This window comes from Flavobacterium kochi (assembly GCF_048286715.1).
Lineage (GTDB): Bacteria > Bacteroidota > Bacteroidia > Flavobacteriales > Flavobacteriaceae > Flavobacterium.
Genome location: NZ_JBLVPW010000005.1, coordinates 196,952 through 217,307, shown reverse-complemented (window position 1 = coordinate 217,307; position 20,356 = coordinate 196,952). Strand labels below are relative to the sequence as shown.

Here is a 20,356-nt window from a genome sequence, read left to right as displayed (position 1 = left end):
TGTAAAACCTATATTTCCGGAATATTAGGAATGTTTTGTAGTTTTTCTTCGGCATTCTTTTTTACAAGTTTATCAACTCGAAATAGAAAAAATATTGAAATAATTGAAATGATAATTATTATAGTTCCTAATGTATTATAATGTTCTAATGGGCTAAATTCATCTTTTTGTACGACAATAGTTCCTGCAAAAGCAGCTGCAATACCACCAGCTATTTGTTGCAGTGATGAATTTATACTCATAAATGCTCCTCTGTCTTGCATTACAGGTATCGATGTTGACAACGCTGTTGAAGGCACCATGCGACTCATAATCCCCATCATCATAAGTACATTTAAAAGAGCGACTAACCAAAGTGGGGTAACACTTAGATTAGTATAAATTGCTATCATTACTATTGACCATATAGACGCATATACAAATATTTTGAACTTATCTATTTTGTCGCTCAATTTTCCAATTAATGGCATTACTACTAATGTAGATAATCCGGCAATCATAAATAAAATAGGTAACTGATGTTGTGTGATATGTAAATTGTTTATTGCAAAAGCGCTGCCAAAGGGCATCATCATAAAGCCACCTATTGAAAGCAACGCAGTGGAAGTGAAACCAATTCTATAGTCTTTTTTTGCTATAGTGTGTGTTAAGTGTGCAAATGGTGATTTTTCTTGTTTGATGCCAAGATGCTTATTTATGGGTTTTAATTTAATGGCAATCAGGAGGGCCACAATAGCAGCCATAGCAGCTACCCATAAAAAAGGTGCGTGCCAACCCCAAGCATTCGCAAGATATAAACCAATAGGGATGCCTAAAATTTGACTTGCTCCAAATCCCATTTGAATAAATCCCATTACCCGACCTCGCTGGTGAAGTGTAAATAAATCAGCAACAATTGCCATTGATATTGAGCCGATAACTCCACCAAACAAACCCGTAACAATTCTGGCTGCTACAAGTAATGGATATGAAGTGACCATTCCACATAAAATTGTTCCTGCTATAAAACCGACATAAAAGAATAGTAATAGTTTTTTACGATCGAATTTATCTGCAAAACCGGCAGTAAGAAGACCTGAAATTCCTGCACTGAAAGCATAGGCAGATACAACTAATCCAAAATGGGATGGTTTTAGGCTTAATGATTTCATTAGGATATCACCTAATGGAGACATGACCATAAAATCTAGTATTACAGTAAACTGAGTGATGGCTAATATAAAAATAGCAAATTTTTGGTAGCCTGTTAATGCTGTTGATTGTAGTTCTTGCTCGGTCATTTTCTTTTGTTTATTCTAATATTGTGCACTTGAAATTTTGTATCTCTATAAGCTGTATCACTTGCTCTTCTGATAAAGTTTTGCTTACGATTCGCAAAACACAATCAACATCTTCTAGATCAATATTCCATTGATAGATTTCAGAATGCTCATGCAGTACATTACTTACTTTTTGCTTATCGTTTTCCGATGCAATATTGGTTGCAAAGACCAGTATGTTCTCGAAATGGTTTTTCATAGTTAATTTTTTTTTATGGTGTCAATGCTTTTATGACTAATTCAAATGCTTTGTCAGTAGTTTCCTGGGTAAGTTTAAAAGGAAGTCCTCCCATGCTTTTTCCTTCGTTATGAAAACGAAGCAAAGTATATAACGGCCCGTAAGCAATACTCCAAAATACCTCTTTGGATATAGGGATTAATTCTTTTTTTTCAATGGCATTCTTTAAAAAATCACCCATTAATGTTTTGAAATCAGCCAAGGTTTCTTCTAAAATGCAGTCTCGATAACTGGAGTGACTTAAGAGTTCCCAACAAGCAACTTTCAAAGGATAGGTGGTTGCAAATCGAGATCTGTTTTCCCATTGTTTGCGTAAACCAACCTCAAAAGGCATTGTTGTCGAGAAACCTTTGACCATTTCATTAAAGAAATTTTGTCCAATTTCTATCCCGATTTTTTTTATTAAATCGTCTTTATCAGTGTAATAGATGTATAATGTTGCTACTGAAACACCACTTTCTTTTGCTAATCTATTCATTCCAAAGCCTTCAATGCCAAGTTTTACCAGCATTTCTATGGCTTTCTGTTTGACTATCTCTTCTTTGTTTGGATCTCTTGTTCGCATTGTTTCGTGTTTAAAACGAAGCAAAAGTATTAATTATAAATGAATGTTCGCTTATTTACATAAAAAATATTTTTTACAAAAAAAAATAACTTTCAAGGGTGCAAATGTATAAATCGGTCGTTTTGGTTTTACGGCCCATTTATACTAAAGCTATTTAAGAGGAGTGATTGCTTAATGGAATGACTGTCTAAATTTCAATGGCAAAAAATCAGTCTTGGTTTTGGATAACTTGCTGAACGATTAGGAATATTCAAAACCCTAATCCGTATGCAATTTGATTCCCTGACAAAGCAGTTGTAGATAAAGAGGCTCTAAAGCGTAAAATTGAACGATGAGCTTTTAACGGAAGTCTAAATTGTTGATTGACCTATTCATTTGCCGGCTACTATAGTTTGCTTTTCAATTATGAAAAAAAGAGACTTAATTTTTTTGTTTGTCTCTACCAGTTTAGGAACTATAAAACATAAAAAAATTATTACTTCTGATTTCAAAGTTGCAAAACGAGTATAAAAAAAGACGACCGTGGGGTCGTCTTTTTTACTGTACGAAATTACTTTATTAAGCTATTTTTGCAGGAACAGCAATTCTGTCCAGAATAGCATTAAATGTTTCGCTAGGACGCATCGCTTTGGTTGTTAATTCCGGATTAGGCTGGTAATGACCACCAATATTTTGTGGTTTTCCTTGTGCTCCGATCAACTCTGCATTGATTTTAGCTTCGTTTGCTGCAAATGCGGCTGCAATAGGAGTAAAGATAGCTTTCAGTTCGTCATTTTTATCTTGCGCTGCTAATGCTTCTGCCCAATACATTGCCAAGTAAAATTGGGAACCACGGTTGTCAATTTCTCCCAGTTTGCGGGCTGGTGATTTGTCATTTGCCAAGAATTTTTCAGTAGCTACATCAAGGGTTTCAGCTAAAATAATTGCTTTAGCGTTGTTTAGCGTTTGACCTAAATGTTCTAATGAAGCTCCTAAAGCCAAGAACTCACCAAGTGAATCCCAACGTAAATAACCTTCTTGTGTAAATTGTTCGACATGTTTTGGAGCTGATCCACCTGCACCTGTTTCAAATAAACCACCACCATTCATCAGCGGAACGATAGATAACATCTTGGCCGATGTGCCGACTTCCAAAATAGGAAATAAGTCAGTTAAATAATCACGCAATACGTTTCCTGTTACAGAAATAGTATCCAATCCTTTAATGATTCTTTCTAATGTGAAGTTAGTTGCCGCAATAGGATTAAGAATACGGATGTCCAAACCTGTAGTGTCGTAATCTTTTAAGTATTTTGTTACTTTTTTGATTAATTCTTTATCATGTGCTCTTTTTTCATCTAACCAAAAAACTGCTGGAGTATTTGATAAACGAGCTCTGTTTACTGCTAATTTAACCCAGTCCTGAATCGGAGCATCTTTTGCCTGACACATTCTGAAAATATCTTTTGTTTCAACGGCTTGTTCCATTAGAACAGTTCCGTTGGTATCAACAACACGAACAATTCCTTCCTCATTTATTTGGAATGTTTTGTCATGTGAACCGTATTCTTCTGCTTTTTGTGCCATCAAACCTACGTTTGGTACACTTCCCATAGTTGTTGGGTCGAAAGCCCCGTGTTTTTTACAAAAATCTATAGTCGCAGTATAAATTCCAGCATAAGATCGGTCTGGTATAATCGCAATAGTATCTTGTGATTTTCCTTCCTTGTTATACATTTGTCCTGAAGTACGGATCATTGCCGGCATAGAAGCATCTACAATCACATCCGAAGGAACATGAAGATTGGTAATTCCTTTTTCAGAATTTACCATGGCCAGCGCTGGTCCATTTTCTATAGCTTGGTTTATTGCAGCTTCCACTTCAGCCTGCATAGGGTGTCCTGCAATTTTTGCATAAACATCACCCAAGCCATTTCTGGTGTCGATATTCAATTCATTGAATAGTGCAGCATATTTTTCGAAAACTTCCTTGAAATAAACTTCTACTATTGCTCCAAAAATAATTGGATCAGAAACTTTCATCATAGTAGCTTTCAGGTGAACTGAAAGTAAAACGTTTTGTTCTTTAGCTTCTTTGATTGTTTTAGCAACAAAGCTTTGTAAAGCATTCAGGTTCATTACAGCACTGTCGATGATTTCACCTGCTTTTAATGGAGTGCTCGCTTTCAAAACAGTAATTGAACCATCTTTACCAACAAATTCTATTTTCACATCAGTTGCATCAGCAACGGTGATTGATTTTTCACTTCCGTAAAAATCACCACTTTCCATAGACGCTACTTTTGTTTTTGAGTCAGAAGACCAAGCTCCCATAGAATGTGGGTTTGCTTTAGCGTAATTTTTAACTGCTTTAGGGGCTCTACGGTCAGAGTTTCCTTCACGTAAAACTGGATTTACGGCAGAACCTAAAATTTTAGAGTATTTAGCTTTGATTGTTATCTCAGCTTCGTTTTGCGGCTCTTCAGGAAAGTCTGGTAAATTATAACCATGAGATTGTAATTCAGCAATAGCCGCTTTTAACTGAGGAACAGATGCAGAAACATTTGGTAATTTTATGATGTTTGCCTCTGGGGTTGTTGCTAATTGTCCAAGTTCTAATAAAGCATCAGCAGTTTTTTGATCTTCAGTCAAAAACTCAGGAAAGTTTGCTAAAATTCTTCCGGCTAAAGAAATGTCTCTAGTTTCAATTTCAATATCAGAAGTTGATGTAAATGCTTGTACAATAGGTAGAAATGAATATGTTGCCAACAAAGGCGCTTCATCAGTAAGGGTGTAAAAAATTTTTGATTTCTGTGTCATTTTTGTATTTTTATAATCTAATCACGGTTAAATGTAGCTTAAATAAGGTGTTTCACTTGAAATAAGGCGGACAAATATATGAAAATCAGATGTAATAGAAGGCTCATTTTACATAGAAAAACACGAATTTTCAAATTCTAACTAGTTATTCTGAATTTGTTAATTTTATACAGCCTTAAATCCCAAATTAGGAATTTATATGAGGAAAAATTAGCAAAAAAAAAGTCCCAACATTTGTTGAGACTTTTTTATAATAAAGAGATCGTTGACTATCTTCTTTTGTCTTTAATTTTAGCTTTTTTACCAGTAAGTTCTCTGAAGTAGAAAATTCTAGCTCTACGAACAGCACCTTTTTTGTTGATTTCAACTTTTTGTAAAGCGGGTAAGTTTACTGGGAAGATACGCTCCACTCCAATAGCACCTGACATTTTACGAATAGTAAAAGTTTCTGTGTTACCAGAACCTCTTCTTTGAATAACAACTCCTTTGAAAAACTGAGTTCTAGTTTTTTCACCCTCTCTAATTTCGTAGTAAACTGTGATAGTATCACCAGCTCCAAAAACAGGGAAATCTTTTCTAGCTACTAATTCGTCTTGAACGAATTTCATTAAATCTGCCATGATAATTTTAATTATGGTTTTTTATTAAATCAACATTCACGGATCTCGCCAGAGGTTAATCTAATGTGGGCGCAAAAGTAAAAAAATATTTTGGATTATAAATTATAAATTTTGAATTATTTGAATCCTTATACTGAGATCTTTGGGATTTAAAATACACTATTTATAGTGATTTTCATTCGTCCAGCAAATCAGGTCTTCTATTCTTAGTATGTTCATACGCCATATCTTCCCGCCATTTATCAATTTTGGCAAAATTTCCGCTGGTTAAAACATCAGGAACTTTCCATCCTTTATAATCTGCTGGGCGTGTGTAAATAGGACCGGATAATAATCCATCCTGAAAACTATCGGTCAATGCTGAAGTTTCATCACTCAAAACGCCTGGAATCAATCGGATTAAAGCATCCGATAATACTAAAGCTCCTAATTCTCCACCGGACAATACATAATCGCCAATCGAAATTTCCTTCGTAATAAAATGGTCGCGTACCCGTTGATCTACGCCTTTATAATGTCCGCAAAGAATAATAATATTCTCATACATCGACATGGTATTCGCCATTTTCTGGTTCAGGGTTTCCCCGTCTGGCGACATATAAATTATTTCGTCGTAGGTTCTTTCGCTTTTCAAATGTGTAATACAAGCATCAATGGGTTGCACCGTCATTACCATTCCGGCACCACCACCATAAGGATAATCGTCCACGCTTTTCTGTCTATTGGTTGTATAATCCCTTAAATTATGAATGTGGACTTCCACCAATCCTTTATCGATGGCACGTTTCATAATTGAAGCCTCAAATGGACTTCGCAATAATTCTGGGAGAACGGTAACAATATCAATGCGCATAATTTCTTTTCTAAGTTTCAAAGGGCAAAGGTACAAAGTTTTTTTTCAGAAGCTATTTCCTGCCATTCCTTGCAATTTTTTTATTTTAAAGGAAATAAAAAGGATGCTCTCTAACCGAGGTCTTTGCGTTATCAAGTTTGAAAGGTTTTTTAATTTGCATACCTTTTTTGTCTGCAAACTTTCAAATAACCAAATCAACGCCTCAATTCCCTTTTTAAAATTAATTTCGTAAATTTGCCCTTCAATAAAAATTAAACAAAAATGGAAAACGGAATATATGCTAAATTCAACACCACAAGAGGTGCTGTTTTAGTAAAACTAACGCACGATTTGACTCCAGGAACAGTTGGGAACTTTGTAGGATTGGCAGAAGGAAACTTAGAAAATAAAGTAAAACCACAAGGGGTTAAATTTTATGATGGATTAAAATTCCATAGGGTAATTCCAGATTTCATGATCCAGGGTGGTTGTCCACTAGGAACGGGAACAGGAGATCCAGGGTATAAATTTGATGATGAATTTCATCCAAGTTTGAAACACGACCGTCCGGGAGTTTTGGCTATGGCTAACTCAGGACCAGGAACAAATGGTTCTCAATTTTATATTACACACATTCCAACAGAATGGTTAGATAACAAACATACTGTTTTTGGTCATGTAGTAGAAGGTCAGGATGTTGTTGATGCCGTACAGCAAGGTGATGTTTTGGAATCTTTAGAAATTATCAGAGTAGGTGAAGAAGCTAAAAATTGGAATGCAATTGAAGCTTTTATCACTTTTAAAGGTTCACGTAACAAACGTGATGCAGCTTTAAAAGCAGACGCTGAAGCAGCAATGGAAAAACTAGCTGCTGGTTTTGAAAAAACGGAAAGCGGTTTGCGTTACCAATTCATCCAAAGAGGTGAAGGTAAAAAAGCGGAGAACGGAAAAATAGTTTCGGTACATTACACAGGACAACTTCCAGACGGCAAAGTTTTTGACAGTTCATATCCTCGTAAAAAACCAATCGAATTTCCATTAGGAAAAGGAAATGTTATTGAAGGTTGGGATGAAGGAATTGCCTTGTTACGCGTAGGTGATAAAGCACGTTTCGTGATTCCGGCTAATTTAGGTTACGGATCTCGTGGCGCTGGAGGAGCAATTCCACCAAATGCTACATTGATTTTTGACGTAGAATTAATGGACGTAAAATAGTCTAATTCAGATCACAGATTTCAGTTGTCAGATAAAAAAAACCAAAACGAGAGTTTTGGTTTTTTTTATGTAATAAATGGACTTGTTGCTTTTTGGGAATTCGAGTAAATTCAAATCTATGAATTTAAAAATTCAAGCAAATCCTTGTTTAATTTATCTTTTTCAATGTAAAATAAACCATGTGGAGCTCCTTCATAAACAATAAATTTATTGTCCGGTATTAATTTTGTTGCTATCTCAGAAGTGATTTCAATAGGGACGGTTTTGTCTTCATCGCCATGAATGATTAATGTAGGGACATTTACCAAAGCCATTTCTCTTCGGAAATCGGTTGAGGAAAATGACTTTGCACATTCTAATGTAGCACGTGGCGACGCAAAAGAACCCAGCATTCTATAATAATCCAGCAAAGGGGTGCTTACAGGTTTGCTGATAAAACTTACACCGAAAAATGTTTTTCCAAAACTATCCAGAAAACCAATTCGGTCCTCTTTAATCTGTTCCGCCATACCATCATATTTTTCTTGTGGAATACCATCAGGATTAGAATCTGTTTTTAGTTGAAATGGAGTCACGGAAGAGATAAACACCGCTTTTGAAACTCCTTTTCCACCATGACGACTGAAATAACGCACCACTTCGCCACCTCCCATAGAAAACCCTACAAGTGTAGCTTCTTTTAAATTTAATTGATCAATAATAGCCTTTAAATCATCAGCCAAAGTGTCGTAATCGTAGCCATTCCACGGTTGTGAGGATTTTCCAAAACCACGACGGTCATACGCAATAACTCTAAAGTTATTTTGAACCAGTGTGTCAATTTGATATTCCCACATTTCATTGGATAAAGGCCAGCCATGAATAAGAATCACTGGTTTGCCTTCACCATAATCTTTTACATATAGTTTTACATTTGGTGCTGTCTCAATGTATTTATCCGTTGCCATTTTAAATTCGGAAAAATTATCTTCACTAAGTGATTCGCTTCTGTTAATTTGATTCGTTTCCATAACAATTACTGTTTTCAAGATAAATTTAGTATTCCTAAATAGTTACAAAATTAGAGGTATTTTACAAAACACTATTACAGAATTACTGCGAATAGTTGTAATTTTTTTGTTTTGGGACAAATAAAAAAAGCATACTGTTGAATGTCAGTATGCTTTTTCTATAATGGCAATTATTTCCATTTTATCGAACAGCCGATACTTGCTTTTTGATTGGGATTGATTATTCGATTATAAATGACGCTGTCAATCGCACCACGTAAATCGTTGCCACTAAGCGGAATTCCATTTCCGGGTCGGCTGTCATCCAATTGACCGCGATAAACTAATTTATTTTGGCTGTCAAACAAGAAAAAATCGGGAGTGCAAGCTGCGCCGTATGCTTTAGCAACTTCTTGAGTTTCATCATATAAATACGAAAATTCCATTTTGTTTTCGAAAGCGAATTCCGTCATCAATTCCGGAGCATCTAGGGGTTGTTTTTCGGCGTTATTACTGGAAATGGCAATAATACCAATTCCCTGTACGCGATAATCATTAGCGATCATAACAATTTCTTCAATCACATGACGTACAAATGGGCAATGATTACAAATGAATAATACCAAAGTCCCTTTTTCTCCTTTTAAATCTGAAAAGGAAAACCATTCGCTTGAATTAGTGTCTCTCAAATAAAATTCGGGAGCAACGGTTCCAAGGGGCACCATCTTTGAAGCAGTTTTTGACATTGAAGTTTTTCTCGTTTAGAATTTAAGGTTTAAAGTTAAGAAAAAAGGATTGTGTTTTAAATTTATATGTTAATTTAGATTACGAAACGTTTGGTTTACAACTTTAAACTTAAATAAGAATGATGCTAACCTGGTCTGAATTTGAAAGAGTGGATATGCGAGTGGGAACTATTCTGGAAGTAAATGATTTTCCCGAAGCCCGAAAACCGGCTTATCAGTTAACAATAGATTTTGGTCCGGTAATCGGAATTAGAAAAACTTCTGCACAAATCACCCAACGCTATCAAAGAGAAGATTTGCTGAACCGACAGCTTGTTGCCGTGGTCAATTTCCCTAAAAAGCAAATTGGGAAATTCATGAGTGAATGTCTCGTATTGGGAGCTGTAGGTTCAGCAGGGGATGTAATTTTACTGGCGCCTGATTTCAAAATTGAAAATGGATTGCGAATTGGGTAAGTTCAAAAGGAGTTGTAAAATAGCTGAATTTACCATTTTAATTGCAGTTATAAAAATGTTAATACGTTGATTTTTAATAATTTGAATTTAAAAATATCGTAAATTTACTTCGCGTATAAATTTAGGGGTCCAATTGGTTCGCTCTACGTATTCTTGTCATTTGACTATTTCTAATCCTTTAAATAATTAACGGAAATTTAAGTATTAGTTGGATTTCCTAAAAGTAAAAAAAATTGGGCTAATCAGCCCGTTGATTCAAAAACAGGACTATAAATTAAATACATTGAAAAATGGAAAAGCAAAAAATGATTGACGTATTGCATTTTTGTGCTGCACAATGCACACATTGTTATGATGCATGCCATTTAGAAAAGGAAATGGATATGTCTCGCTGTATGATGAACGATCAGGATTGTGCTGATATATGCCGTTTGACGGCGCAATTATTGGATAGGAACTCTGAGAATACAGATGTCTTTTTAAAATTGTGTTCAGAAATGTGCGAAAGGTGTGCTGCCGAATGTGAAAAATATCCACAAATGGAGCACTGTAAAAAATGTGCTGAGGCATGTCATAAATGCGCAGAAATGTGCAATGAGCAACAATTGGCACACTAGGAAAATAGCTATCGTTATTTCATAATATTAACAATAACGATAGCTATTATTAGGTTTCAAAACAAACGATAATGGAATGTCATGCCTTGGACAAAAACAAATTATCCGAATTCTCTAAGGAATCTTCCTCAAGCGGTTCGCAATAAAGCTATTGAAATTGCTAATGCATTGTTCAAAAAAGGAAGCATAGCGGAGGGCAGAATTGTTGCTACAGCAATCAGTCATGCAAAAACGTGGGCAAACAATCGAGGATTACTCACCAAAAGGTTTCCGAAAAAAAAATAAACCAAAAATGCTTAAAATTCCCTTTTAATAAGTACAATTATGAACCTTATTATACTTTATATCATGTCTGCAATAATAAGTACCACCTTGACAGTGAAAAGTCCCGCTTTTAAAAACAATGAATTTATCCCGTCAAAATATACTTGTGATGGGTTAAATATAAATCCAGAACTGCGGATAGAGGATATTCCTGCTAATGCAAAAAGTCTGGCCATTATTGTGGATGATCCAGATGCTCCAAATGGAACATTTTGCCACTGGCTATTATGGGATATTGCTCCAAAAAATGCTATAAAAGAAGACAGTAAACCTGGAACAGTAGGTTCCAACAGTATGCATGAAAATAAATATTTTGGTCCATGTCCTCCAAGTGGTACGCACCATTATCATTTTAAAGTGTATGCTTTAAATACGAAACTTAATTTACCATCAAAAACGGGTGAAAAGGAACTCGTACATGCGATGATAGGACATGTTATTTCCTCGGGAGATTTAGTAGGCCTGTATAAAAGGTAATATATTGGATCGTACGCCTAGCTATTAATTTTATCAATCAATTGCTGCAATATCAATTGTCCTTCTTCCCAAAATTCAAGATTTGATTCCGAATTGATATGTCCTTTTTTACCAATATTTATAAAATCACTTCCCCACATTTTAGAAAAATACGCTGCTCTTTGTGACGCTATATAGGGATCATTTTCACTGGTTACCACTATGGATGGAAACTTCAATTTTGACAATGGTATTGGTGAAAAGTTCCAGATTTTTTCTGGTGTATGTTCGGGAGAATCTACATCAGCAGGTGCAACTAATAGCGCGCCCACTACATTAGGATTGCTATTAGTAGAAGCCCAGTGCATTACTAAAGAAACCGCAAGGCTGTGAGCTACTAAAATTGTTGGAGAATCTAATTTCTGCATTGCTTCGTTCAATCTTTTGAGCCATTCTTCTCTTACGGGCTCGTCCCAATTGTCCTGAACTACCTTAGTGCTATTTTTGTATTTCTTAAGCCAATAGCTTTGCCAATGACTTTCTCCGGAATCACCCAGCCCTGGGATGATTAATAATTTTATTTCCATTCTTATTACTTGACTAATATAAATTCATCTAAAAAGTGTTTAGAAGAATTATTTTGGAATAAAAATATATAATTAAATCGAAATAAAAATGATTTTTAGAAATAAAAAAACTTGCTTTATGAATCTAGTAACTATCAAGTCCAGGCGTGCTTTTTGAAAAACCAAACTTTTAATAAATCTGCTGTAATGATATAAACCAGCACAATAATTAGCATGATGCCAAGATTGAGCAATGGCAACGGCGACAATCCTATTTTACCGGCAATAGGAAGATATGGAAGTGTGATTGTAATTATTAATCCAAGAATACTTAAAATGAAAAGGTACTTACTTGGTTTGCTTTTAAAGAAGTTTTTATGTGTTCGTATTATGAACAGTATGAATAATTCCGTGAGTACAGATTCTACAAACCAGGCAGTCTGAAAAGCAGATTCTTTTACTTTTAAAACATACAGAAGAATCAGGAAAGTAACCACATCGAAAAATGAACTGTGAATCCCAAAAACAACCATGTAATTTCGGATCAGTTTTAAATTCCATTTTCCAGGTCTATTCAATTGTTCTTGGTCCACATTGTCTGATGCAATGGAGAGATAGGGGAAATCAGTAATGAAATTGGTTAGTAAAATTTGCTTCGGAAGCATTGGGAGAAATGGTAGTAAAAGAGAAGCGATGGCCACACTGAACATATTACCAAAAGTAGAACCTGTGCCGATGAAAATGTATTTTAAAGTATTTGCAAAAGTTTTTCGCCCTTCTTTAATTCCATCTATAATAACCGCTAAATCTTTTTCCATCAAAACAAAATCGGATACTTCTCGAGCCACATCAACAGCATTTTCAACGGATATTCCAATATCAGCAGTACTCAAGGCCGACACATCGTTAATGCCGTCACCCACATAGGCAACGGTATATGTTTTTCGTAAAGCCTGAACAATATGCTCTTTTTGTTGCGGTTCGACTTCGGCGAAAATGTGTGTTTTTCGTACCAAATGGTTTAATGCCTCAGGACTTGTATTAAAAAGTTCTTGTCCTGTCATTACCACAGGATTTTTAATACCAATTTTTAAAGCGATGGATCGGGCAACATTTTTATTGTCTCCAGATATTATTTTGAGATGTACTTGAAGTTTTTTTAGTTCCTCAATGGTTTCGGTAATTCCTTTTTTGACAGGATCTTCCAATAAAATAAAGCCGGCAAAAATCATGGCAGTTTCATCTTCTTTAGTTATCGAATCGGTACTGATTTGTTTATAACAGACGCCTATTGTTCGTAAGCCATTGATTCCAAATTCTTCGTATTTGTTCTCAATTTCGGCTTGATGCTGTTTCATGACTTCAATCCTGCCATCACTTAATCTTACAGTAGCACAAATACTCATGATATTGCTAAACGCTCCTTTGCTAATCAATAGTTTTTCGGTATCAGTTTTAATAGCGATACTTAATCTTTTGCGTATAAAATCATAAGGAACTTCATCTAATTTTGCAACGTTGGTTTTTGTTGCCAGTTGTAACTTTTTTACAGCTTCATCGATGGGGTTAGCATAACCCGTTTCAAAAAAAGCATTCCAATACGCAAGTTCTTTTACAAATTCATTTTCGGTGCCAAGCCCATCAACTGTTCCAGCCACTATAATAGCCCCTTCTGTAATTGTGCCTGTTTTATCAGTGCATAATAAATTAACTTCTCCCAAGTTTTGAATGGAAGCTAGTTTTTTAACGATTACTTTCTTGTCTAACATTCTTTTGGCTCCGGCACTCATTGCGATTGTGGTGATGGCGGGAAGTAATTCTGGTGCCATTCCTACCGCTAAAGCCAAAGCAAATAAGGCAGATTCAATTACGCTTTTATGATTTAATAAGTTGACAATCAGTATGAAAATAGAAAGGACTAATGTTATTTTCATTAAGAAATAACCAAAGTCTTTGATTCCTTTTTCAAATTTAGTTTCTACTGTGGAGGAAACACTTTTGGTTATAGAGCCAAAAATGGTATTGGTTCCGACATTAATTACCAAAGCTTCAGCCGTGCCGCTGACTATATTTGTTCCTTCCCAAAGGGAGTTTGATCTTTTGGTTAGCTCGGTCTTTTCGTCTAAAATCCCCGCTATTTTTGCTGTTGGATAGGATTCTCCTGTCAAGCTAGCTTCATTGGCGTGCAACTCATTGGATTCAATAATTAAACAGTCGGCTGGTAACATATCCCCGGCTTTCAAGAAAATAATGTCACCAGGAACGATAGTGGAGGAAAGAATTTCTTGTTCTTTTCCATCTCTTAAAACAAGACTTTTTAAGGCAATCATTGATTGTAAATTCGCTACAAAACGACCGGCATTTCTTTCCTGAAAAAAGCTAAGCAAGCCCGTGGATAAAACAATAAAAAGAATAATAAAAACATCAGTTGTGTCGCCAAGAAAGGCTGATAGTATTACTGCGGCAATTAGAAGCAACATCAACGGACTTTTAAATTGTCCTATAAAAAGGAAAAAGTCCTTCTTTAAAACAGATTTATTTTTTTTATGTTGTCCGGATTGTGACAGGATTTTCTCGGCAACTGTTTTGGATAGCCCTTTGTCGCTGCTATTTAGTTTTTGGAACCAATAGTTGGTGTCAAATTGCCAAAAATTATCTGTTGATGATGTTTGCATAAAGACTAATTTTTTAAGTTTTTAAACTGTCAATTAGAAAAGCAATGGAGTTTTTTTTGTTAAAAGGATAGAGAAAAATTACAATAAGTCGTAAAATGCATGTTATCCGGGTGCTTATCAAAGTTAGTGATTTTATGGATACGACTATTTGATATGGAAAGTAACAAATTTAAAAATGGGAATGATACTGTTAGGCGCTTAAATCAGGTTTTAAGGCTGAAATGATTCCAATTGGTGAGCTTTGGTGGCGTAGTTGCTTTTTTTAAAGAAACAAAAAAGTCCAAAAATCAGTTGACTTTTGGACTTTTTTGTTTGATATATAGCTAACTAAGAATTAAATATCATCAAATTCTATATCTGTAAAAGTTGATGTTTGTGGTAGAATTTCGTCATCATCTGTTTTGTCAGCTGCGTATTCTTTTTTGAAATCTTTTTGGTGTCTTTCAGAGATTACTTCTTCGCCTTTGTGGTTCAAAACATAAGAAGTCATTTCGTCGAGAATTTCTGCGAAAGCAGCAAAGTCTTCTTTGTATAAGTAAATCTTGTGTTTCTTAAAATGAAACGATCCATCTTCTTCTGTGAATTTTTTGCTTTCGGTAATCGTTATGTAATAATCATCAGCTTTTGTAGCTCTTACGTCAAAGAAATAGGTTCTTCTTCCAGCACGTAAAACTTTAGAAAATATCTCTTCTTTTTCTAACATGTCATTTTCTCTCATAATCCTTTCTGTCAATTTTTATTTAATAGCAATCAAAAATCATAAAAATTTATGTATTAAACAACAATTATAGTAATTCTTTTTCTGAAAGTTGTTTTAAATATAAGGATGCATAATATCCTTCTTGATTTATCAATTGATTATGAGAACCTTGTTGGATAATTTTTCCATCTTCAAGAATGATAATATTATCCGCATTTTTAGCAGATGAAACCCTATGGCTAACAATAATAGTGGTTTTGTCTTTGCAAATTTCGTGTAAGTTGTTCAAAATGGCTTCTTCAGTTTCTGTATCAACTGCCGATAAACAATCATCAAAAAGTAAAATAGCCGGGTTTTTAATAATGGCTCGAGCTATGGAAACACGTTGTTTTTGTCCACCTGAAAGTGTGATTCCTCGTTCGCCAAGAATAGTGTCGTACTGTTTGTTAAAACCAACGATATTGTCATGTACCACCGCATTTTTTGCCGCCGTCTCTACTTCCTCATCCGTTGCATTTTCTTTACCAAACTTAATATTGTTTTTGATGCTGTCCGAAAATAAAAAGGCATCCTGTGGAACAATGCCAATGCTGTTTCTTAAATCATATAGGTTCAAAGTACTTATTTCATTTCCATCAACAGTTATTTTTCCACTGGTAACTTCGTACAAGCGAGAGATTAAAGAAGAAATAGTCGATTTTCCAGATCCTGTTTTTCCAAGAATCGCCAGCGTTTCGCCCTTTTTTACTTTAAAAGAAATATTTTTTAATGCTTCTATATTTGTGTCTTCATAAGTATAGCTTACATTTTCGAAGGAGATAGTACCTTCAATAATAGATTTGTTCAGGTTTTTATTTTTTATTTCAGGTTCGATTTTGAGGAATTCATTAAGACGTTTTTGTGAAGCTTCGGCCTCTTGAACCATTGACGAAACCCATCCTAATGAGGCAACAGGCCAAGTTAGCATGTTTACATATAAAATGAATTCAGCTATAGTTCCAATGCTTTTTATAGTACCATTTATATACATTAGACCACCAAAATAAATCACAACTAAGTTGCTAATTCCTATCAGAGCCAGCATTAATGGGCCAAATAAAGACTGCACTTTTGCCAAATTTAAACTCTTACTTTTGCTTTCATTTGCCAAATCGACCATGTTGTTTTGATGTTGGTCTTCTAATGAGTACGCCTTAATCACTCGGATTCCAGAAAATATTTCTTGTGAAAAACTGGAAACCTTGGATAAATATTGCTGGAAAATAGTACTTCTCTTATTGATTTCGGAACTTAATTTGAAGATGCAATACGATAGTACTGGTAACGGAAGAATGGTGTATAATGTTAATCTGGGTGATACATTGTACATGTAACCAATCACAATTGCAAAACGTATAAACGTATTAATAGTATACATTACTGCGGGTCCCACGTACATTCTTACTTTAGAAACGTCCTCACTGATACGGTTCATCAAATCACCCGTACGATTCTGTTTATAGAAATTTTGCGATAGGTTCTCATATTGTCTAAAGACTTCGTTTTTTAAATCAAATTCAATATGTCGTGACATTACAATAAGAGTTTGTCTCATCAAAAATGTAAGAAAACCAGCTATAATTGTAGTCGCAATAATCAGTAAAATGTTTGAAATTAACTCTTCCCGAATGACATCCGCCGTCACTGTTTTATCCTTTGAAAAGGATTCAATTACCTTAAATGATTTGCTAATCAATTTTGGTGTAAACAGAGAAAATATTTGTGCTATAATTGTAAATAAAATACCAAGGGAAAAGCTGTATTTGTATTTGATGAAATATTTGTTTAAATAACGTAATTCTTTCATTTTTTTAAGATATTCTGTGTTGAAAAAGTTTTGTTTTTCGATTAATAATCAATTTTTGATATTGTTGAAAATTAACCAATTCTATTCGATAATTATGAAATTGATAATTTAACGCACTAATATTAGGATATGTTTATTTTTTATGTAAATTTGATTTGTCTTTTTGACGATTTCGTAATTTCATCACTATAAAAATTAACACTATGAATGCAGCTTTCACAACTGGAAAGGAACTTCAAAAAATGGATCCTGTTTTTGGTCAATTATCATTTGATGATCATGAACAAATTGTATTTTGCAACGACAAAGATACAGGTTTAAAAGCAATTATTGGTATTCATAATTCGGTTATGGGTCCTGCTTTAGGAGGTACACGGATGTATAATTATTCCAATGAATGGGAAGCGCTGAACGATGTATTGCGACTTTCTCGTGGCATGACTTATAAAGCAGCCATAACGGGATTGAATATTGGCGGAGGTAAAGCCGTTATTATTGGTGATGCCAAAACCCAAAAGACACCTGAGCTGATGCGTAAGTTTGGGGAATTTGTTCATTCATTAAGCGGAAGATATATTACTGCTGAAGATGTAGGAATGGAAACCAGGGACATGGATATTGTAAGAGACGTGACGCCCTATGTTACTGGAATTTCTGAAGAAAGAGGTGGCGCTGGAAATCCATCTCCTGTGACTGCTTATGGCGTATATTTAGGTATGAAAGCGGCTGTAAAAAAACAATTTGGTTCTGACGTTTTAGATGGAAAAAAAGTATTGGTACAAGGAATTGGTCATGTGGGAGAAATGTTGGTGGATTATTTGACTAAAGAAGGAGCACTGGTAACCATTACTGATATTAATGAAGAAAGATTGTATGAAGTAGGAGCAAAATACAGCGCAAAAATATTTACAGGAGAGGATTTATATAGTGCTGATGTTGATGTTTATGCACCCTGTGCTATGGGAGCAACTATAAATGATGCAACTGTACATAAAATTAAAGCAAAAGTAATTGCTGGAGCGGCTAATAACCAACTGGCAAATGAGAATATTCATGGAGCAATTTTGCAGGAACGTGGAATTCTTTATGCACCGGATTTCTTGATTAATGCTGGTGGAATTATCAATGTTTATGCAGAATTAGCTCATTATGATAAAGCTGAAATCATGCGTAAAACAGAAAATATTTATAACACTACTTTGGAAATTATTGCTTTTGCTATTGCTAACAAGATGACCACGCATCATGCCGCTTTGACGATTGCTCAAAATAGAATTGACCAAAGAAAGCTGGAAACGAGTAAAAACTAGGTTGGTTTGTTGTTATGCAGTCGCAGTTTGCAGTCACAGTTCTCGTGTTTAAACCGAAACTGCGACTGAATGCTGCGACTGTTTTCTTATAGGTTAATCTAAATTAGTACTGAAAGCTTTTTTTAACGTTTTAATTTTATTTTAAAAAATGAAATTCTTATTTTTGCAGACTAATTAATAAAAGTTCTTACAAGGTGGTAAATAGAAGACACATACGCGTTAAAGTCATGCAGTCCATTTATGCGATGCATCAAAGCGGTTCAGATAATCTGGAGAAAGAAGAAAAATTCCTTTTTTACAGTATCGACAATATTCAAGATCTATACCTTATAATGCTTTCTTCACTGATTGAAATTTGTAAAAAAGAAACGGTCTTTTTGCATAAATCAAGTCTGAAACATCTTGCGACTCCTGAGGAGCGCAAACCCAACGAAAAATTCATCAAAAATCAAATTTTTCAAATTCTTTCAGAAAATAATTCACTAAATATTGCACTGGAAAACCGTAAAATCAATAATTGGACTTTAAATGACGATTATATTTTATTGCTTCTTAATGATATAAAAGCGAGTAAATTGTATGCTAAATACATGAGTGACGCTACTAATACGTTTGAAGAAGATAGGCAATTTATTGTTGATTTGTTCATGGAAGTAATTGTTCCGAATGAAAAATTATACGAATATTTGGAGGACGATAAGTTGACTTGGGTTGATGATATTCCGGTAGTAAATACGCATATCATCAAACAGTTAAAAGCGATTAAATCGGGTGAGGATGATAATTTCAGAGTTCCGAAGTTGTATAAAGACAATGAGGATAAAGATTTTGTTAAGGATTTGTTCAGAAAAACGGTCTTAAATGAAGCGGAATTAGCCAAAGAGTATATTGATAAAACACCAAACTGGGATAGTGATAGAATTGCAGAAATTGACACCATTATTCTTAAAATGGCAATTTGTGAATTTTTAAAATTCCCATCTATTCCTGTGAAAGTAACATTGAATGAATATTTAGAAGTTGCTAAGGAATATTCTACGCCAAAAAGTAGTATTTTTATCAATGGAATTTTAGATAATTTAGTGAAAGAACTTGAGGCCAGCAAGAAAATTATTAAGGCTGGTCGTGGTTTAATGTAATATTTATAAATAAAAAAGAGAATTAAAATTATGGGACAATTAACTCAATTTGCGCCGTTTCTATTAATGTTTGTGGTAATCTATTTCTTTATGATCAGACCACAACAAAAAAAAGCTAAAAACGAAAAAGAATTTGAAAGCACTTTGAAAGTAGGAGACAAAATCATTACCAAAAGTGGTCTTCACGGAAAAGTTTCTGAGTTAGCTGATACTACTGTCGTTGTTGAAACGATGTCAGGTAAACTTAAGATGGAGCGTTCTGCTATTTCTATGGAAATGAGTGCGTCATTGAGCAAAAAATAATTTCGCTTTAATGAATTAAAAAAGTCCCAACCGATTCCATTCGCATTGGGACTTTTTCAAATAAAAAATAAATAGATTATTTTTTATTCTTCTTCGCTTTTTTTGCTTTTTTAGATTTTGCTTTGGCCTTTTTAGCTTTTATCTTCGCTTTGACTTTTGCTTTTTTAGCTTTATCCTTTTTGGCTTTTTTTGCCTTTTTTGCTTTTACTTTAGCTTTTTGTTTCGCAGCGGCTTTTTTAGCCTTTTTTTTGTCTTTTTCTTTCATTTTTAATTTCTTTTTAGCCTTCTTTTTACTGTCTTTCTTATCTGAAATAGCATTGTCTTGATCGAGACTAATGGCAGAAAACTCTATAGTTTCTGTTGTAATTTCTTCAATTGCCGGCTCGGTTACCGGTGCTATTACTTCAACAGGTTCTGAAGGTTTGGTTACTTTAGTTTGTCTAGCCCTAATTGGCTTGGCAATTGCTGGTTTTGCGGTAGCTATTGGAACAGTTTCCGCTTCTTTCTTTTGTGTCATATTTTAGTATTATTAGTATTATTTTAATATAATTAACCAATAGTTGTTATGGTTTTAACAAAATGAAAAGTGTTATAAGTAAATATAGTGATTTAATGGACTGGTTAATGTTAAGTTTTTCAGTA

General features: G+C 34.5%; 21 protein-coding genes. 8 read left to right on the top strand and 13 right to left on the bottom strand.

Annotated elements, in window-relative coordinates:
- Positions 1–8 precede the first annotated feature (8 nt).
- From ACNQGH_RS06615 to trmD, 6 genes are all read right to left on the bottom strand, one after another.
- Positions 9–1,280, bottom strand: coding sequence for an MFS transporter (locus tag ACNQGH_RS06615; protein ID WP_417955191.1), 1,272 nt, complete (start codon positions 1,278–1,280; stop codon positions 9–11).
- A gap of 10 nt (positions 1,281–1,290) precedes the next feature.
- Positions 1,291–1,518 carry a hypothetical protein gene (locus tag ACNQGH_RS06610; RefSeq protein WP_417955190.1) on the bottom strand — a complete coding sequence of 76 codons (228 nt, stop codon included), beginning with the start codon at positions 1,516–1,518 and terminating at the stop codon, positions 1,291–1,293.
- Positions 1,519–1,531: 13 nt separating this feature from the next.
- The gene (locus ACNQGH_RS06605; protein WP_417955189.1) at positions 1,532–2,122 is read right to left on the bottom strand and encodes a TetR/AcrR family transcriptional regulator; all 591 of its coding nucleotides are present in this window, start codon (positions 2,120–2,122) and stop codon (positions 1,532–1,534) included.
- Between the two features lie 558 nt (positions 2,123–2,680).
- The gene (locus ACNQGH_RS06600; protein ID WP_417955188.1) at positions 2,681–4,921 is read right to left on the bottom strand and encodes an NADP-dependent isocitrate dehydrogenase; all 2,241 of its coding nucleotides are present in this window, start codon (positions 4,919–4,921) and stop codon (positions 2,681–2,683) included.
- A gap of 269 nt (positions 4,922–5,190) precedes the next feature.
- The gene (gene rplS / locus ACNQGH_RS06595; RefSeq protein ID WP_416843693.1) at positions 5,191–5,541 is read right to left on the bottom strand and encodes a 50S ribosomal protein L19; all 351 of its coding nucleotides are present in this window, start codon (positions 5,539–5,541) and stop codon (positions 5,191–5,193) included.
- 175 nt (positions 5,542–5,716) lie between these two features.
- Positions 5,717–6,394, bottom strand: a complete 678-nt coding sequence (trmD, locus tag ACNQGH_RS06590) for a tRNA (guanosine(37)-N1)-methyltransferase TrmD (RefSeq protein WP_417955187.1) — start codon at positions 6,392–6,394, stop codon at positions 5,717–5,719.
- A gap of 261 nt (positions 6,395–6,655) precedes the next feature.
- Between trmD and ACNQGH_RS06585 the strand changes: the two genes are divergently transcribed.
- On the top strand, positions 6,656–7,588 hold the full coding sequence (locus tag ACNQGH_RS06585; RefSeq protein WP_417955186.1) for a peptidylprolyl isomerase: 933 nt from the start codon (positions 6,656–6,658) through the stop codon (positions 7,586–7,588).
- Positions 7,589–7,704: 116 nt separating this feature from the next.
- Here the strand turns inward: ACNQGH_RS06585 and ACNQGH_RS06580 are convergent, their stop codons facing one another.
- Positions 7,705–8,598 carry an alpha/beta fold hydrolase gene (locus ACNQGH_RS06580; RefSeq protein ID WP_417955185.1) on the bottom strand — a complete coding sequence of 298 codons (894 nt, stop codon included), beginning with the start codon at positions 8,596–8,598 and terminating at the stop codon, positions 7,705–7,707.
- A 170-nt stretch (positions 8,599–8,768) separates the two neighbouring features.
- A complete protein-coding gene (locus tag ACNQGH_RS06575) occupies positions 8,769–9,323 on the bottom strand; it encodes a thioredoxin family protein (RefSeq protein WP_417955184.1) in 555 nt (184 codons plus the stop codon).
- A gap of 119 nt (positions 9,324–9,442) precedes the next feature.
- On the opposite strand from ACNQGH_RS06575, the gene ACNQGH_RS06570 reads away from it, so the two are divergent.
- From ACNQGH_RS06570 to ACNQGH_RS06555, 4 genes are all read left to right on the top strand, one after another.
- Positions 9,443–9,778 (top strand): tRNA-binding protein, encoded by a 336-nt coding sequence (locus tag ACNQGH_RS06570; protein WP_417955183.1) that lies wholly within the window; start codon positions 9,443–9,445, stop codon positions 9,776–9,778.
- Between the two features lie 290 nt (positions 9,779–10,068).
- Positions 10,069–10,395, top strand: a complete 327-nt coding sequence (locus ACNQGH_RS06565) for a four-helix bundle copper-binding protein (protein WP_417955182.1) — start codon at positions 10,069–10,071, stop codon at positions 10,393–10,395.
- Positions 10,396–10,476: 81 nt separating this feature from the next.
- Positions 10,477–10,680 (top strand): DUF2188 domain-containing protein, encoded by a 204-nt coding sequence (locus tag ACNQGH_RS06560; RefSeq protein WP_417955181.1) that lies wholly within the window; start codon positions 10,477–10,479, stop codon positions 10,678–10,680.
- 63 nt (positions 10,681–10,743) lie between these two features.
- A complete protein-coding gene (locus ACNQGH_RS06555; RefSeq protein ID WP_417955180.1) occupies positions 10,744–11,196 on the top strand; it encodes a YbhB/YbcL family Raf kinase inhibitor-like protein in 453 nt (150 codons plus the stop codon).
- 17 nt (positions 11,197–11,213) lie between these two features.
- On the opposite strand, the gene ACNQGH_RS06550 is transcribed toward ACNQGH_RS06555, so the two are convergent.
- The 4 genes from ACNQGH_RS06550 to ACNQGH_RS06535 form a co-directional block, all read right to left on the bottom strand.
- Complete coding sequence (locus ACNQGH_RS06550) at positions 11,214–11,762, bottom strand: RBBP9/YdeN family alpha/beta hydrolase (RefSeq protein WP_417955179.1); 549 nt, start codon at positions 11,760–11,762, stop codon at positions 11,214–11,216.
- Positions 11,763–11,896: 134 nt separating this feature from the next.
- On the bottom strand, positions 11,897–14,416 hold the full coding sequence (gene mgtA, locus ACNQGH_RS06545) for a magnesium-translocating P-type ATPase (protein WP_417955178.1): 2,520 nt from the start codon (positions 14,414–14,416) through the stop codon (positions 11,897–11,899).
- Between the two features lie 334 nt (positions 14,417–14,750).
- Positions 14,751–15,134: a PUR family DNA/RNA-binding protein gene (locus ACNQGH_RS06540; RefSeq protein WP_417955177.1), complete on the bottom strand. Its 384-nt coding sequence runs from the start codon at positions 15,132–15,134 to the stop codon at positions 14,751–14,753.
- Between the two features lie 67 nt (positions 15,135–15,201).
- Complete coding sequence (locus ACNQGH_RS06535) at positions 15,202–16,962, bottom strand: ABC transporter ATP-binding protein (RefSeq protein WP_417955176.1); 1,761 nt, start codon at positions 16,960–16,962, stop codon at positions 15,202–15,204.
- A gap of 203 nt (positions 16,963–17,165) precedes the next feature.
- Between ACNQGH_RS06535 and ACNQGH_RS06530 the strand changes: the two genes are divergently transcribed.
- The 3 genes from ACNQGH_RS06530 to yajC all read left to right on the top strand — a co-directional run bounded on the left by ACNQGH_RS06530 (position 17,166) and on the right by yajC (position 19,714).
- Positions 17,166–18,272 (top strand): Glu/Leu/Phe/Val family dehydrogenase, encoded by a 1,107-nt coding sequence (locus tag ACNQGH_RS06530; RefSeq protein ID WP_417955175.1) that lies wholly within the window; start codon positions 17,166–17,168, stop codon positions 18,270–18,272.
- 227 nt (positions 18,273–18,499) lie between these two features.
- Positions 18,500–19,411 carry a transcription antitermination factor NusB gene (nusB, locus tag ACNQGH_RS06525; RefSeq protein ID WP_417955212.1) on the top strand — a complete coding sequence of 304 codons (912 nt, stop codon included), beginning with the start codon at positions 18,500–18,502 and terminating at the stop codon, positions 19,409–19,411.
- A 30-nt stretch (positions 19,412–19,441) separates the two neighbouring features.
- Entirely contained in the window at positions 19,442–19,714 is a 273-nt protein-coding gene (yajC, locus tag ACNQGH_RS06520) for a preprotein translocase subunit YajC (RefSeq protein WP_417955174.1), read from the top strand.
- A gap of 76 nt (positions 19,715–19,790) precedes the next feature.
- Here the strand turns inward: yajC and ACNQGH_RS06515 are convergent, their stop codons facing one another.
- Positions 19,791–20,231: a hypothetical protein gene (locus tag ACNQGH_RS06515; RefSeq protein ID WP_417955173.1), complete on the bottom strand. Its 441-nt coding sequence runs from the start codon at positions 20,229–20,231 to the stop codon at positions 19,791–19,793.
- Positions 20,232–20,356: the final 125 nt, after the last annotated feature.